The following is a 15615-nucleotide window of genomic DNA, read 5'->3' as shown; positions in this document are numbered from 1 at the left end:
AGAGTATGTCTTTGACGTTAGCCCAAATTACCGAGCAACTTCGCGAACTTAAAGTTGTGCCGGTGATTGCCTTAGAGCGAGCGGTAGATATTTTGCCTTTGGCGGATACCTTAGCAAACAATGGTTTACCGGTAGCGGAAATTACATTTCGTTCATCTGCTGCTGCAGAAGCGATTCGTTTATTACGTCAACAGCGACCGGACTTTTTGATTGCTGCTGGAACAGTGTTAAATGCTGAGCAGGTTGTCGCCGCAAAAAACAGTGGGGCTGATTTTGTGGTTACACCAGGGTTGAATCCGAAAATTGTGCAATTATGCCAAGATTTAGACTTCCCGATCACACCGGGAGTGAATAATCCGATGGCTATTGAAGCGGCATTAGACATAGGGATCGAAACCGTGAAATTCTTTCCGGCGGAGGCTTCGGGTGGGGTGAAAATGATCAAAGCCTTGTTAGGGCCTTATTCTCAGTTAGGCATCATGCCTACAGGTGGCATTGGGATGCAGAATATTAAGGAGTATTTGGCGATTCCAAATGTATTGGCATGTGGTGGTTCTTGGTTTGTTGAGAAGAATCTGATTAATGCGAAAAATTGGCAGGAAATTGGGCGATTAACAAAAGATGTTGTGGAATGGGTTAATTCGTAGTTAACGGCAACAAAAAAGTGCGGTGGATTTAAAAACAGGTTCAAAATCCACCGCACTTTTTTATTTTTAGAACAATACGCGAGTGCGAATTGTGCCCTCAATATGACGCAATTTATCAAGCAATGGTGCGGAATCGTCGGTTTCCACATCGATCACCACATAGCCGATTTTGGGATCGGTTTGTAAGTATTGCGCAGCGATATTGACATTAGCTTCAACGAAAATTTGGTTGATTTTGGTCAAGATACCCGGGCGGTTTTCGTGAATGTGCAACAAGCGTTTGGAGCCTTCGTGTTCCGGTAGAGACACTTCCGGGAAGTTAACGGAAGACAAAGTTGAGCCGTTGTCGGAATATTTCACAAATTTACCGGCGACTTCAAATCCAATATTTTCTTGTGCTTCCGCGGTAGAACCACCGATGTGCGGCGTTAAGATCACATTATCGAATTTGCGTAATGGGGAAATAAATTCTTCGTTAATAGATGCCGGTTCTTCCGGGAATACGTCGATTGCTGCACCGCGTATTTTGCCTTCTTCTAATGCTTTGGCTAACGCGTCAATGTCCACGACAGTCCCGCGTGCCGCGTTAATCAGAATGGCATCTTGTTTTAATTGGGCAATACGTTCTGCGCTGATTAAATTGCGGGTAGATGGCAATTCAGGTACGTGCAGGGAAATGACATCGCAAGAACCGAGCAATTCTTCCAAGCTACGAACTTGTTTGGCGTTGCCAAGAGGCAGTTTGTTTTCAATGTCATAGAAGTGAACATCCATACCCATGGATTCAGCAATAATACTGAGTTGTGAACCGATATGGCCGTAACCCACGATCCCTAATTTTTTGCCACGTACTTCGTGTGAACCCACCGCCGATTTATTCCATAAACCGCGGTGTACGTCTGCATTGGCTTGGGGAATATTACGCATTAATAATAGGATTTCACCTAACACTAATTCTGCTACAGAACGCGTATTAGAGAACGGCGCATTAAAGACCGGAATACCGCGTACTTTCGCCGCATTTAAATCCACTTGGTTGGTGCCGATACAGAAACAGCCGATGGCGATCAATTTCGGTGCGGCTGCGATCATTTCTTCAGTTAAATGGGTGCGGGAGCGTAAGCCGATAAAGTGGGCATCTTTGATGGCTTCTTTTAATTCATCGCCGTCCAACGCTTTTTTGTAGTAATCAATGTTGGTGTAACCTGCGGCGTGCAAGGTGTCTAGAGTGCTTTGGTGAACTCCTTCCAACAACACAAATTTGATTTTATTTTTATCTAATGAAACTTTTGATGTCATATTTGTCTCCGATTATTTTTAAATGATTTTTGCACCGTCCGGTGTGCCGACAATTACGGTGTTTGCCGGGCGTAAAGCGAATACGCCGTTAGTGACGACGCCTGCAATGTTATTTAATTCTTTTTCCATTTCCACCGGATTCATAATGGCAAAATTATGTACGTCTAAAATGATGTTGCCGTTATCGGTCACGACGCCTTCGCGGTATTCCGGTGCACCGCCAAGTGTGACTAATTTACGTGCCACTTGCGAACGTGCCATGGGGATAACTTCAATGGGTAATGGGAAAGTTGAGCCTAACACATCCACTTGTTTGCTGCTATCCACGATGCAGATGAAATTTTTTGCAAGTGCAGCCACAATTTTTTCACGGGTTAATGCCGCACCGCCGCCTTTGATCATCATTTTTTGTGGATTGATTTCATCGGCGCCATCCACATAAATATCTAAACTGGAAACGTCATTCGTACTGAAAACTTCAATACCTTGCTGGCGGAGGAGTTCTTCTGAATTTTTCGATGCTGCTACAGCGCCTTTAATTTGATCTTTTAGCGTTCCCAAGGCTTCGATAAAGCAATTCACGGTCGAACCGCTCCCCACGCCCACGATCATATCCGGCTTTACAAATTGCAAAGCCGCTTGCGCGGCGATTTTTTTCATTTCAAGTTGATTCATTTTTTCTCCTTACATCACATCACAAAATTACGCGGTTAAATCGCGTAAACGATTGCATTTACTTTAATCAGTTTCCTTGGCATAAACAAGTAGAGATCCGTTATTCCGGCAAAAAGGCTTCTAATAACTCGTTTAAAAACAGTTTTCCGTGCTCGGTGACTTGCCAAGTGCGGTCGGTTTCCGTGATGAATTTTTGATCCAGCGCCCAAGTCATCGTTTTATCTACCGCACTTAATGACAAGCCGGTGAATTGTTCAAATTCACTTTTCGGCACGGCTTCCAATAAGCGAAACCGATTCATAAAGAATTCAAAAGGGCGATCTTCGGCGCTGACGTCCCGTTCTTCATATAAATATTCGCCACGCATGTAGCCTTTTGGGTGTTTAGTTTTGCTGTAACGCAAAATTTTTCCGCTTGGAAAACTGAGTTTGCCGTGCGCACCGCAACCAATGGCAAGATAATCACCAAAGCGCCAATAATTTAAGTTGTGTTGGCACTGAAACCCCGGTTTGGCGTAGGCTGAAGTTTCATATTGTTGATAGCCGGCAGCCGTTAATAATTGATGCCCTTGTTCAAAAATATCCCACAATTCGTCGTCATCAGGCAGTTTCGGCGGACGATAAGCAAACATCGTATTCGGCTCGATGGTGAGCTGATACCAAGACAAATGCGGCGGTGCCAGTTCAATGGCTTGGCGTAAATCATCTAAGGCTTCGTTTAAGGTTTGGTTGGGTAAACCATGCATTAAATCCAAATTAAAAATACGCAGAGAAGAAACACGGGCGAAACCTACCGCACTTTTTGCCTCGGCAGCATTATGAATACGCCCCAATTTTTGTAATTTTTCATCGGAAAAACTTTGAATGCCCATGGAAATACGATTGACGCCGGCTTGTACATAACCTAAAAAACGTTCGGCTTCAGCCGTGCCAGGATTGGCTTCGAGGGTAATTTCAATATGAGGTGCAAAAGGAATGCGTTGCTCGATTTGATGTAATAAAAACGCAATATTTTCTGCGCTAAACAGGCTCGGTGTGCCGCCACCGATAAAAATCGAATGCAATGAGCGTTGTTGCACGCTTTCCTGATAACGTGATAAATCCGCCGTTAAATCGGCAAGTAAATGGCGCACATACTCCTGTTCAGGAATAGAGCCTTTTTGCGCATGTGAGTTAAAATCGCAGTACGGGCATTTTTGCACACACCACGGAATATGGATGTATAAACTCAGCGGTGGTAACAGCAACGGATTTAACGGCGGTGTTATCATTAGCGAACGACCACCGCGGTACCACTTGCCACAATCATAAACATGCTTTTGGCATCGGAGGTGATGGTGGTGTAATTAACTTCTACGCCCACAACGGCGTTAGCGCCTAATGCTTGAGCGTTTTTCTGCATTTCATCTAACGCTTCTTTGCGCGATTTGGTAATGCGCGATTCATACATGCCTGAGCGTCCACCGATAATGTCGGTAATGCCGGCAAAAAAGTCGCGGATAAAATTCGAACCGGCAACGACTTCGCCGAATACCAGTTGTTTATATTCGACAATTTGCTTGCCTTCGATGTGAGGCGTGGTAGTAATAATCATTTTTTGTCCTTCAAATTCGTTATGAAAACTGACCGCACTTTATGCGTCCAATTGCGCTTTAAGCGCGCTTAATGCACGGGCACGGTGGGAGATTTTCTTTTTCTCGGCAGTTTCCAGTTCGGCAAAGGTGCAACCTGTTTCCGGGCTGAAAAAGAGTGAGTCATAACCAAAGCCATTGTCGCCTTTTTCTTCAAAAGTAATGACACCGTGACATGCGCCTTGCGCAATGATCGGTGAGGGATCCGTTGGATGTTGTAATAAGACGATGGTGCTAACAAATTGCGCACTGCGGTGTTCGGTGGGCACATTCGCCAATTCCGCTAACAATTTTTCACGATTTTTTGCATCAGCCTGTTCACCATCTACCCCGGCATAACGTGCAGAATATAAGCCTGGCGCGCCGTTTAATGCGTCAACCACTAAGCCTGAATCGTCAGCAATCGCCGGTAATCCGGATTTTTCCGCCGCATAACGTGCTTTTAAAATGGCGTTTTCTACGAAGGTCAAGCCGGTTTCTTCCGGGCTGTCGATGCCTAAGTCGGTTTGGGCGATAACCTCAAAACCGAAATCGGCTAACACATCTGCCATTTCTCTGACTTTACCCTGATTACCGGTGGCTAAAACAATTTTTTGTTTCATGTTGTTCTCTTACTTATTTTGTTAAGTGCGGTTGAAAAATGCCTCGTATTATAACGCACCCAATAAAAAAGACGAGGCGCATTGCCTCGTCTTACATAAAAACAATGTTAGAGGAGAGAGATTAAAGTGCGATGCGATCGCGATTTTTTTCGAGCGTAGCTTTGCCGATACCTTGCACTTCTAATAATTGCTCGACAGCACTAAACGCCCCGTGTTTTTCACGGTATTGCACGACGGCTTCCGCTTTTTTCGCGCCAATACCCACAAGCGCTTTTTGAATTTCGGCGGCAGAGGCCGTGTTGATGTTGACTTTCTGGCTAACAGCGGCCGTTGCGGCAGGTTGCTCTGTTTGCGCTGCAGGTTCTGCCGCCTTTTCTGCTGCCATGGCAGTGCCGGTAAACACCGTTCCTAACACGAACAGAGAAGCCAAAAGATGTTTCATTACTTTCATAGTGATTCCTTTTCAGACTAAAGTTAAATACACGTTGAATTAATCAACGGGCGTACTTTGCCGAAAATCGAAAAAATGCACGAGAAAACGACCGCACTTTTGGGAGCTTGATCGCAAAACAAAAAAAGTGCGGTAGAAATAAGGGCGGTTTTGTCAGGGGAGATGATTTTGAACGCTATTTTATTTGTTAAAAAAACGTTGAGTTTTTGGCTGAAAAAGGTTAATTTTGCCCACCTTTTATACTGGTATTTGGAAGAAAATCGTTTATCCGTAAGTCAATCGTTACTATTTTTACTTTATGTTGAAAGGTAGTGCTTAAACATCGTTGTTGATATATACGGCTAAATACCTTATGACATAAGCTTTAATACGTATTAATGAATAAGATGTTATGACAGATTTTATTGAAATTACGCCTCAACAAGCGTGGGAAATGTTACAAAAGGATGAAAACGCTGTGTTGGCAGATGTGCGGGATTCGGCGCGCTTCAGTTATTCTCATGCTCAAGGTGCAGTGAATTTAACAGAACACACTTGGCCGGATTTTGAAGCGGAATATGACTACGATCAGCCGATTTTGGTGAGTTGCTATCATGGCGTGAGCAGTCGCAGTGTTGCCACGTTTTTACTGCAACGTGGCTATGAAAGGGTTTACAGTGTGCAAGGTGGATTCGCCGCTTGGGTGGACGCTAACTTACCGCTGGAAACGGCATATTAATTAAATCCAACGGCGATGATATAACCTAAAACGCCGTAAAATATGACCGCACTTAAGGCTAAACCTCGACGTGCGAAAGCCGGTTTGCGTTGATGTAGTCGATAAAAAATCCGCGCTAGGATGACTAATGCTAATGGATAACACCAGAGAAAAATTGACATGACGCGGACTTGAATGTCGCTGAGGTGCGGATTGTTCAATAAATGCGGTGAAACCAATTGTGCCAAAGGCCAAAGTAAAATAGGTAAACAAAAGAGAGCAATTGCCCAAGTGAACGGGCTAAATCCCTGAGGCAAATTTGAATTTCTCATTTTTTCTCCGTCGATTAAATTTTGGAAAAGGAATATAGCAAATGCAGCATTTGTTTGGTAGTGAAATCCCTGACTTAGTGCGTGATTTTCAGGCGCATATTCGTACGAAATATCACGCGGAAGTGCTTGTTGAAGAAAACCAAAATGCGCAGGGCAAGCTGGTATATCATGTTTTTCTATCGGAAAACACACCGCACTTTTTGGCGATTGAACAGGAAACAGAGGTTTTTCTAACAGAATGGCTGGAACGAAAAAATGCACAAGCGTGGCAAAACGGTGTCAGTCCACTCAATGTTTCTCATGAAGTGTCTTCCGCTAACTCTCAGGCAAATAGCCGCTTTTCTTTTTTATCTTATTTCCAACAGCAAAAAATAACCGTCTTTCTGACCGCACTTTGTGCCTTGATTTACCTTTTGATGTTTTTAGGCTTTGCCGAACCGCTTTTATTACTCACCCATTTCCCGGCTGAACCGGAACAAGAAGACGAGATTTGGCGTTATCTCAGCCATACATTGGTACATTTATCCAATATGCACATTTTGTTTAATCTCACCTGGTGGTGGATTTTTGGTGGGGCGATTGAGCGGCAGTTAGGGAGCATTAAATTACTTCAGATTTATTTACTTGCCGGTGTAATTACCGGCGTGGCGCAAAACGTCGCAAGCGGACCGGCATTTTTCGGTTTATCAGGTGTGGTATATGCCGTGTTGGGCTATGTGTTTGTATTGGATAAATTGAATAAACAAACCGATTTTGAAGTGCCGGATGGCTTTTTTTATATGTTAGTGGTGGGGATTTTGCTCGGCTTTGCCGGTCCATTGGTGGATATCAATATTGGCAACACGGCGCATATTTCCGGTTTATTGGTGGGAATGTTATTGGCGTTTTTGGATCGAAATATTCGCGTAAAGTCGTGATCTTCGAGTAAAAATAAGATAAATTAACAGCCCGAAGTGTTATTTTAACAACTAAGGAATACACATGAGACAATCTCTTCGTCATCAAAAAATTGTCGAATTGGTTAAACAAAAAGGATATTTAAGTACAGATGAGTTGGTGGCGTTATTTGATGTGAGCCCCCAAACAATTCGACGTGATTTAAATGAACTGGCAGAAGCGAACGTGATTCGCCGTCATCATGGTGGCGCGGCCTCACCTTCTACTGCAGAAAATAGCGATTATCACGATCGCAAACACTTTTTCTCTCAAGAAAAAAATCGCATTGCGCATCAAGTGGTGCAACTCATTCCCAACGGAGCTTCACTCTTTATTGATATCGGCACAACCTCTGAAGCGGTTGCCTTTGCCTTATTAGCCCATCAAAAACTACGTATTGTGACCAATAACCTCAACGCGGCACATATTCTCATGCAAAATGACTCTTTTGATATCACCATTGCCAGTGGGTCTTTGCGTCAAGATGGCGGCATTATCGGTGAGTCAACGGTGGAGTTTTTATCACAGTTCCGTTTGGATTTCGGGATATTAGGTATCAGCGCCATTGATTTGGACGGTACGTTGTTGGATTACGATTATCATGAAGTACAAGTAAAACGTGCGATCATTGAAAATTCTCGTAATACCTTGTTGGTAACAGACCATTCTAAGTTTAGTCGACGTGCAATGGTCAAACTGGGAGCCATTACAGATGTAGAGTATGTGTTCACCGATTCGGATGTCCCGCCAAGCATTGATGAGTTATTAAAAAATAAGAACGTCAACCTTGTTATTTGCTAGCGTTTAACCCGCTTTCCTTTCATTCCCAGCAAAAAGTGCGGTGGATTTTCACCGCACTTTTTTTGTTTCTTTTTCTCTTCTTTATTTTTTATTTGCTTAAATCTTATTTTTCAACTTAAAATAAGATCATCATCAAAAATGGATAAATATACGTTTTCATAAATTTTTATGTACGTCATCGCTTGTTTATTTGTGATGTTGTTTTTTATTGGATAAAAACTTTTATTAGGATCTTGAGGAGCAAAATGCGTAACGCCATAAAATTTAATGTAATAACACTTTGTGTGTTTAATGTGATCAACATTGCCTATGCTGAAGAGCAATTAGACCAAATTGATGTGGTTGAAAGAATCATTGCTAATGAGAAAAAACCGTTTACTGAAGCGAAAGCGAAAAGCACGCGAGAACATGTTTTTAAAGAAACACAAAACATTGATAACGTTGTTCGTAGTATGCCGGGCGCATTTACCCAACAGGATAAAGGCTCCGGTGTGTTGTCGTTAAATATTCGTGGAGAAACGGGATTCGGCAGGGCAAACACCATGGTGGATGGCATTACACAAACATTTTATTCCACATCGATGGACTCCGGGCAAGCCGGAGGGAATTCGCAATTCGGGGCATCATTAGATCCGAATTTTATTGCCGGCATTGATTTAACGAAGGGGAATTTTAGTGGCACAAACGGTGTGAATTCTCTTTATGGCTCGGCAAATTTCAGAACATTGGGCGTCAATGATGTGATTGTAGGGGATAAGAATATTGGTTTTATTATCAAAGGGATGACCGGCACCAATGCAACAAAATCCAACTATATGGCGATGGCAGCTACCCGAAAATGGCTGGATAATGGTGGCTATATGGGCATGTTGTATGGTTATAGTCGCCGAGAAGTGTCGCAAGATTATAAAATCGGCGGAGGTGGTCAGAAAATTGCGGATGTTGGTGATGATTTTTTACAACAACAAAAAAAGAAAGAATTTACCGAAGCCGGGTTTGTATTTGATCAAGCTAAAGGCCGTTGGATGCCGGATATGAATAAAAATATGTGGGCTTGTAACGCCCCCACACCATCTCAACCGGAGGCCTATCCTTGCAGTTATTATCGTAATGCGGAGCGAAGACGAATTTTACAAGATCCGGAACACTCTCCTGAATTACAAAAACAAATTGATGAAACTAACGCGGCTTTTGAGCGCAATAACGACCAATATCGTTTGGCGCCATTGGATCCAAGCAGTATTCGTCAAAGTGCTCATAGTCATTTAGTCAAGTTTGAATATGCTGACGATCGCCATACGTTAAATCTACAATTACGTGCTTTGGATAATGCTATTGGTACGCGCAAAATTGAAAACCGTAATTATCAACTTAATTATAACTTCAATGATAATGGCTATGTTGATATGAAGCTGTTGTTAGCGCATAACGTGGGTAAATCCAAATATCCGCAAGGTTCACGATTTACCGGCTGGGAAGTGTTGAAATATTTAGAAACGAAAAATACAGCTGATATTTTTGACATCAGTAACAGTTACACATTTACCTTGCCAAAAGACGTTGATTTAAAAACTACCTTAGGTTTTAACTTCTTCAAAAATGAATATAGCAAAAATCGATTCCCTGAAGAGCTTAGTTTATTTTACGACGGTTCTTCACAGCAGGGCGGTTTATACGATTTCCTAGGACGTTATAAAGGTTCAAAAGGCTTATTGCCACAAAAATCGAGTATCTTGCAGCCTTCCGGTGAGCAAAAATTTCAGACCTTTTATTTAGATACGTCACTGACTCGCGATATCTATCAGTTGGATTACAGTGTGAATTTGATTAAGTATAAATTTAACGGGGAATATGCGAGTTACTATAATTCTCCGGAAGATTTTGAAAAAGCTTTTGGCAAGGATTCTCAAATTTATAAAAAATATTGTGATCCTAACGGCGGTTGTCAAATTTATGAACCTTTAGAAAGAAGGGCCGGCCACAAAATAGCAATAAACCATTCTGCGATTTTCAGTGCGCGTCTTCATGACTACTTTATGCCTTTCGTGGGCTATGCCAGAACGAACCGTATGCCAAATATTCAGGAAATGTATTTTTCTCAAGTCTCTGATGCTGGTGTTAATACGAATTTAAAACCGGAGCGTGCTTCGACTTATCAATTGGGTTTTAATACCTTTAAGGAAGGTGTTTGGAAAAATGATGATGTGCTAGGAATAAAAGTCGTCGGGTATCGTAGTTACATTAAAAATTATATTCATAATGTTTGGGGCGAATGGTGGCAAGGCGGAGCGCCTACTTGGGCAGAAAGCAACGGTTTTCAATTTACCATTGCTCATCGTAATTATGCTAAAACGGTGAAAAAGAGCGGTGTGGAATTAGAGTTAAATTATGATATGGGCAGATTCTTTACGAATCTCTCGTACGCTTATCAAAGAACCAATCAGCCGACCAATTATAGTGATGCCAGCCCTCGTCCGAATAACGCATCAAAAGAAGATATTTTGAAACAGGGCTATGGCTTGAGTCGAATTTCTGCGTTACCAAGAGATTATGGTCGCCTTGAGCTTGGTAGCCGTTGGTTTGATCGGAAATTAACGGTCGGCGGTGCAGTTCGCTATTACGGTGAAAGTAAACGTGCTTCCATTGAGGAACGGTATATTGATGGTACCACATTTGAGAAGAATGCCTTAAGACGTGGCCATCATGCAATTAAAGAAACGGAAACCATTGAAAAACAGCCGTTGATTTTTGATTTATATGTCAGTTATGAGCCGATTGAAAATCTGGTTTTAAAAACAGAAATTCAGAATTTGTTTGATAAGAAGTATATTGATCCGCTGGATGCCGGTAACGATGCGGCAACACAACGTTATTACAGTAGCGTAAGTAGCGCTCCATCACAGCCTTGCTTACCGGGAGAATTATGCCATACGGATGGCCATGGCGGAAAAACGCAATCTGTTTTAAATAACTATGCTAGAGGACGAACCATCGTGTTCAGCTTGAGTTATCAATTTTAGAGGAAGTTTAGAATGGTGCCCCAACAGGACTTGAAATTATTGAATAATTCTTTAATTATCAATGTGTTGAATCTTTATTGAAATACCGTGGTTACAATCGTGGTTACATTAAAGAACAACCAATGAGAAAAAAGATTTAATTTCTATCAACGCTCAAAATTATATAAAAAGGTGTTCACCTGTTCACTGTATATTATATTTCTTTATTTATCATATATTTATATAGTGAATAGGGTGTTCACTAGGTATTCACTAGTGTTCACTCTTAAAAAATCCCATCTAAATTATATTTTTCCACCTATGCCTGTATAAAAAATAAGCAGTCAAATTTCACCTGCTCAACGTATCCTAACGTAGCTAAACTATTAATTTTTAAGCAATTTACTTCCTGTTTTTTGTGTATATATTGTTCTATGGGCTTTTTATAAGCCGTCTTAATTAAGATGATTTTAAAAGGATTAACTATGTTTAAAAAACTGTTAGAACTACGCCAACAAAAAGCGGAAAAAGTCGCAGCAATGCGCGCTATGTTAGACAAGGCGGAACAAGAAAATCGCTCATTAAATGATGCTGAAAACGTTGACTTTGAAAAGTTGAAAGATTTGGTTAAACAATTGAGCGATGAAATCGCCCGTTATGAAACGGTGGCCGATGAAGAACGTAACATTGCCGACAAAGGCAAACCGGTAGAAACACGCGGTAAAACCTTCAGCAATGACGAACTACGCCACTACATTAAAACGGGTGAATTACGGAATCTTTCCACCACCGGTCAAGAAGATGGCGGTTATACCGTGATCCCACAATTGGATAAAGACGTAATGAAACGCTTAACCGATGATAGCGTGATGCGTCAAATTTGTAACGTGGTCCGCTTGCCGGTTGGTGCGAAAGAATACAAAAAACTTGTTTCCGCTGGTGGTGCAGTAGTGGCCCATGGTGAGGAAGGTCAAGCCCGCAATGGTACCGCCACACCGAAACTCCATGAAGTCACTATTGCGTTAAACCCTATCTATGCCTATCCGAAAACTACTCAAGAAATTTTGGACTTCTCCAGCATTGATGTTTTAGGTTGGTTGACTGATGAAATTACCGAAAGCTTCACCGAAACCGAAGAAACCGACTTAACCGGCGGTGACGGCACGAAGAAATCAAAAGGCTTCTTGTCCTATGAACGTTCTACCGAAGCGGACAAAGTACGCGCCTTTGGTAAGTTACAAAAATTAGAAGTTGCCGGTGCCGACAAAATCACCGCTGATACGCTAATTGATTTGTTCTACACCTTACACAGCAAATACCGTAAAAATGCCGTTTGGGTGATGTCTTCCACAATTGCGGCGGCATTACAAAAACTCAAAAACAAAAACGGCGATTTTATTTGGCGTGATGGTTTAACCGTAGATGCGCCTTCTACCCTTTTAGGTCGTCCGGTTTACTTCCTTGAAACTATGCCGGCAAGTGGTGCCAATAAACCGGTAGTTGCCTTTGGTGACTTCAAACGCGGTTACTTCATTGTAGATCATGAAACCGGCGTAAGAACCCGCCCTGATAACATTACCGAACCGGGCTTCTATAAAGTCCATACCGATAAATATCTTGGTGATGGCGTGGTAGATAGTAACGCAATCAAGTTCATTGAAGTTACGGCTTAATCGTCAAATTCCAACGGGGGCAATTAAGCCCCCTTTTTGTTAAAAGGGAAAGTATGAATAAAGAATTTGAAATCCGCTCATCCGAAATCGCCGCAGACAGCGAGAATAAAAAACTGGTTGGCTATGTGGTGAAGTGGGACAGCCCTTCTGAAGTGCTTTATTGCGATTTTGTAGAACAATTCAGTGCGAATGCGTTTAGTGAAAGTTTAAGCAGCGGTGCCGATGTACGGGCATTATTTGAACACGATCATTCCAAACTATTAGGGCGTACCCGCGCGGGAACCTTAAAACTGGAAGAAGACGCAATAGGTTTACGTTTTGAATTAATGCCACCTGATACCACCTTAGGGCGTGATTTGTTGGTAAGTGTTGAACGCGGCGATATTAGCGGGATGTCTTTCGGCTTTTGGGCTAAAGAAGAAACATGGAATTTTGATGTAGAGCCTTGTCAACGCACAGTGGCCAAAGCGGAATTATTTGAAATCACCGTTACCAGCATTCCTGCCTATCCTGAAAGTAGCGTTGAGATTGCCAAACGCTCAATGGCAACCGCGAAGGGAAAAACGCAAGGAAAATCCACCGCACTTTTGAAACAATGGCTCGATGTGGTGGAGGCGTAATATGTGGAACCCATTCAGACGAAAAGAACAACGCAGCTCACCGATGGCAATTAATGAACTGCTTTCTTATCTTGGTGTATCAAATACCGGCGCAGGGGAATTTGTCAGCCCGAACACGGCGGAAAGTTTACCGGCGGTGATGAGTGCTGTTACCGTTATTTCAGAAGCGGTGGCCAGTATGCCTTGTTATTTGTATCAACTTAAAGACGATGGCCGCGAGCGCGTTTATCGTCACCCGGTGGACTATCTCTTAAACGAGATGCCAAACCGTAGCCAAACACCGTATCAATTTAAATACACCATGATGCGTCACTGCCTATTAAACGGTAACGCTTATGCGGTGATTGAATGGAACAACAAAGGCGAACCAATCAGCCTTACCCCGTATGAACCAAGTGCGGTCAATATCTATCGCAAAGTTGGCGGTGAGTATATCTATCAAATTACCGACTTAGACGGCAATACCAAAAACTATCTTCAAGATGAAATCCTACATTTACGCCATTCTTCCCTTGATGGCTTTATGGGACGTTCACCAATTACGATTTGCCGTGAAACCGTGGGCTTAGGCATTGCTCAACAGAAACACGGATCGGCAGTGATGAAAAATGGCTTAATGGCGAGTGGATTAATTACTACCGCCGAATGGTTGGATGATGCCAAAGCACAAAAAGCGGTAAAAGCCCTTGAACGTTATAAGGGGGCAAAGAACGCTGGGAAAACACCAATCCTCGAAGGCTCAATGGAATATAAACAGTTAGGCATGACAAACCAAGATGCGGAATGGTTAGCAAGCCGTACGTTCACAATTTCCGATATTGCCAGAATCTACAACATTAGCCCGATTTTCCTTCAAGACTATTCCAATAGCAGTTATTCAAACTTTAGTGAAGCCAGTCGAGCCTTTTTATCGCAAACCTTGCGCCCTTGGCTAACTAATTTTGAACAGCAGCTAAAAGATGCCTTGATGATTGATTTAGGTAGCAACAGCAAGAAACGTTACTTAATTGAATTTGATACAAGCGACTTATTGCGCACAAGTCAAAGCGAGCGTTTCAAGAGTTACGATGTGGCAATTAAAGCCGGTGTAATGTGCCCGAATGAAGTCCGCCGCCGTGAAGGTTTACCGCCTTATGAGGGTGGAGAAGAATTTAGCCAAGCATGGAAACAAACCGTAGAAGTAAAACGCGGTGATGAACAAGAACCGGGGGTAAGCAATGGCAATCATGATTAAGGCCGGAAAGTATAACAAGGTGATTAGCCTACAAAAGCAAGTGAACGAACAGAACGACTACGGCGGTATTGTGAGTAAATGGAAAACCGTTGCCAATATCCGGGCGGCGGTTGAACCATTACAAGGTAGAGAGTTCTTCTCCGGTGCGGTGCCATTAAATGAAAATACGGTGCGCATTCGCATACGTTACGGAACTAATGTTGATAACACTATGCGCGTGAAATATGGGAACCGTTCGCTAGAGATAATCAACATTATTGATAGTAAAGAAGCACACAAAGAACTACAGCTTATCTGTAAGGAGTTGACCGGCAATGGTGGAAATTAATTTAACGATTGATGAAATCAAAGCGCACTTAAATCTCGATCATGATTTAGATGATGAGTTACTGGAAGCCTATAAGGTGGCCACATTGGAAGTATGCCAAAAACATATTGGCAAAACCTTTGGGGAAGAAGAAACGGAAAAGACCATACCTTTTACCCCGGCGATTAAGATTGGTTGTTTAATGTATATTGCCTATCTCTACACTAACCGCGAAGCCGTCACAGACTTAGCCAACCTTAAACCGGCACCTATGACGATTTCCGCATTGTGGGAAGTGTATAGAGAACCATGCGCTTACTAAGGATTTAGTAACCGATGCCATACCAATCATTAAGACGTTGTAGCTATCCCGGATGTAGAAACAAAGTAAAGTCCGGTAGATGTGAGGAGCATAAACCCAAGGACAACCGCCCAAACAGTAGCGCACGCGGTTACGACCACAAGTGGAGCAAATACCGCGCACAATACTTAAAGCATCATCCCCTTTGTGTGATGTGCTTAGAGCAAGGCAAATATACTCCGGCAACAGTGATAGACCATATCAAGCCGGTAGAGAACGGGCAAGCCGATCCGTTGTTTTGGGTAGCAAGCAATCATCAGCCTTTATGTCGTGATTGTCACAGCTATAAAACACGAGTGATAGACCAACGCGGATTTGGTGCGAAGAAGTAAGCCGTGGTCATTATGACCA

At 42.6% G+C, this 15615-nt stretch carries 18 protein-coding genes; 11 read left to right on the top strand and 7 right to left on the bottom strand.

Annotation, left to right across the window (positions count from 1 at the left end; genetic code table 11):
* The first annotated feature begins 5 nt into the window (after positions 1-5).
* Positions 6-647, top strand: a complete 642-nt coding sequence (locus tag HMPREF9064_RS01920) for a bifunctional 4-hydroxy-2-oxoglutarate aldolase/2-dehydro-3-deoxy-phosphogluconate aldolase (RefSeq protein ID WP_032997981.1) — start codon at positions 6-8, stop codon at positions 645-647.
* Between the two features lie 66 nt (positions 648-713).
* Here the strand turns inward: HMPREF9064_RS01920 and serA are convergent, their stop codons facing one another.
* From serA to HMPREF9064_RS01950, 6 genes are all read right to left on the bottom strand, one after another.
* Positions 714-1946, bottom strand: coding sequence for a phosphoglycerate dehydrogenase (gene serA, locus HMPREF9064_RS01925; RefSeq protein ID WP_006719269.1), 1233 nt, complete (start codon positions 1944-1946; stop codon positions 714-716).
* Between the two features lie 18 nt (positions 1947-1964).
* Positions 1965-2621: a ribose-5-phosphate isomerase RpiA gene (gene rpiA / locus HMPREF9064_RS01930; protein WP_006719268.1), complete on the bottom strand. Its 657-nt coding sequence runs from the start codon at positions 2619-2621 to the stop codon at positions 1965-1967.
* Between the two features lie 100 nt (positions 2622-2721).
* Positions 2722-3891, bottom strand: a complete 1170-nt coding sequence (gene hemW / locus HMPREF9064_RS01935) for a radical SAM family heme chaperone HemW (protein WP_006719267.1) — start codon at positions 3889-3891, stop codon at positions 2722-2724.
* Positions 3891-4214: a YbjQ family protein gene (locus tag HMPREF9064_RS01940; protein ID WP_006719266.1), complete on the bottom strand. Its 324-nt coding sequence runs from the start codon at positions 4212-4214 to the stop codon at positions 3891-3893. The genes hemW and HMPREF9064_RS01940 overlap by 1 nt, the downstream gene beginning before the upstream one ends.
* 39 nt (positions 4215-4253) lie before the next feature.
* The gene (gene rdgB / locus HMPREF9064_RS01945) at positions 4254-4853 is read right to left on the bottom strand and encodes an RdgB/HAM1 family non-canonical purine NTP pyrophosphatase (protein WP_006719265.1); all 600 of its coding nucleotides are present in this window, start codon (positions 4851-4853) and stop codon (positions 4254-4256) included.
* Positions 4854-4974: 121 nt separating this feature from the next.
* Positions 4975-5304: a ComEA family DNA-binding protein gene (locus HMPREF9064_RS01950; RefSeq protein WP_006719264.1), complete on the bottom strand. Its 330-nt coding sequence runs from the start codon at positions 5302-5304 to the stop codon at positions 4975-4977.
* Positions 5305-5695: 391 nt separating this feature from the next.
* Here HMPREF9064_RS01950 and glpE point away from each other — a divergent pair, with 391 nt between their 5' ends.
* The gene (glpE, locus tag HMPREF9064_RS01955) at positions 5696-6022 is read left to right on the top strand and encodes a thiosulfate sulfurtransferase GlpE (RefSeq protein ID WP_006719262.1); all 327 of its coding nucleotides are present in this window, start codon (positions 5696-5698) and stop codon (positions 6020-6022) included.
* Here the strand turns inward: glpE and HMPREF9064_RS01960 are convergent.
* Positions 6019-6333 carry a DUF5389 domain-containing protein gene (locus HMPREF9064_RS01960; protein ID WP_006719261.1) on the bottom strand — a complete coding sequence of 105 codons (315 nt, stop codon included), beginning with the start codon at positions 6331-6333 and terminating at the stop codon, positions 6019-6021. The two genes, glpE and HMPREF9064_RS01960, sit on opposite strands and share 4 nt — an antisense overlap.
* A 41-nt stretch (positions 6334-6374) precedes the next feature.
* Here HMPREF9064_RS01960 and HMPREF9064_RS01965 point away from each other — a divergent pair, with 41 nt between their 5' ends.
* From HMPREF9064_RS01965 to HMPREF9064_RS09830, 9 genes are all read left to right on the top strand, one after another.
* Positions 6375-7250, top strand: a complete 876-nt coding sequence (locus HMPREF9064_RS01965; RefSeq protein ID WP_006719260.1) for a rhomboid family intramembrane serine protease — start codon at positions 6375-6377, stop codon at positions 7248-7250.
* Between the two features lie 64 nt (positions 7251-7314).
* Positions 7315-8070 carry a DeoR/GlpR family transcriptional regulator gene (locus HMPREF9064_RS01970; RefSeq protein ID WP_006719259.1) on the top strand — a complete coding sequence of 252 codons (756 nt, stop codon included), beginning with the start codon at positions 7315-7317 and terminating at the stop codon, positions 8068-8070.
* 245 nt (positions 8071-8315) lie between these two features.
* Positions 8316-11090, top strand: a complete 2775-nt coding sequence (locus tag HMPREF9064_RS01975) for a TonB-dependent receptor domain-containing protein (protein WP_006719257.1) — start codon at positions 8316-8318, stop codon at positions 11088-11090.
* Between the two features lie 464 nt (positions 11091-11554).
* Positions 11555-12742: a phage major capsid protein gene (locus HMPREF9064_RS01980; RefSeq protein ID WP_032997978.1), complete on the top strand. Its 1188-nt coding sequence runs from the start codon at positions 11555-11557 to the stop codon at positions 12740-12742.
* 53 nt (positions 12743-12795) lie between these two features.
* Positions 12796-13362 carry an HK97 family phage prohead protease gene (locus HMPREF9064_RS01985; protein WP_006719254.1) on the top strand — a complete coding sequence of 189 codons (567 nt, stop codon included), beginning with the start codon at positions 12796-12798 and terminating at the stop codon, positions 13360-13362.
* Position 13363: 1 nt separating this feature from the next.
* Positions 13364-14596 (top strand): phage portal protein, encoded by a 1233-nt coding sequence (locus HMPREF9064_RS01990; RefSeq protein WP_006719253.1) that lies wholly within the window; start codon positions 13364-13366, stop codon positions 14594-14596.
* Positions 14580-14924, top strand: a complete 345-nt coding sequence (locus tag HMPREF9064_RS01995) for a phage head closure protein (protein ID WP_006719252.1) — start codon at positions 14580-14582, stop codon at positions 14922-14924. Before HMPREF9064_RS01990 ends, HMPREF9064_RS01995 begins: the two co-directional genes overlap by 17 nt.
* Complete coding sequence (locus tag HMPREF9064_RS02000; protein WP_006719251.1) at positions 14911-15225, top strand: head-tail connector protein; 315 nt, start codon at positions 14911-14913, stop codon at positions 15223-15225. Before HMPREF9064_RS01995 ends, HMPREF9064_RS02000 begins: the two co-directional genes overlap by 14 nt.
* Positions 15226-15239: 14 nt before the next feature.
* The gene (locus HMPREF9064_RS09830; RefSeq protein ID WP_006719250.1) at positions 15240-15596 is read left to right on the top strand and encodes an HNH endonuclease signature motif containing protein; all 357 of its coding nucleotides are present in this window, start codon (positions 15240-15242) and stop codon (positions 15594-15596) included.
* Positions 15597-15615: the final 19 nt, after the last annotated feature.

It is taken from the genome of Aggregatibacter segnis ATCC 33393 (genome assembly GCF_000185305.1).
GTDB lineage: Bacteria > Pseudomonadota > Gammaproteobacteria > Enterobacterales > Pasteurellaceae > Aggregatibacter > Aggregatibacter segnis.
Note: the sequence above shows the minus strand (reverse complement) of the source record. Positions and strands in the feature narration are given on the sequence as shown.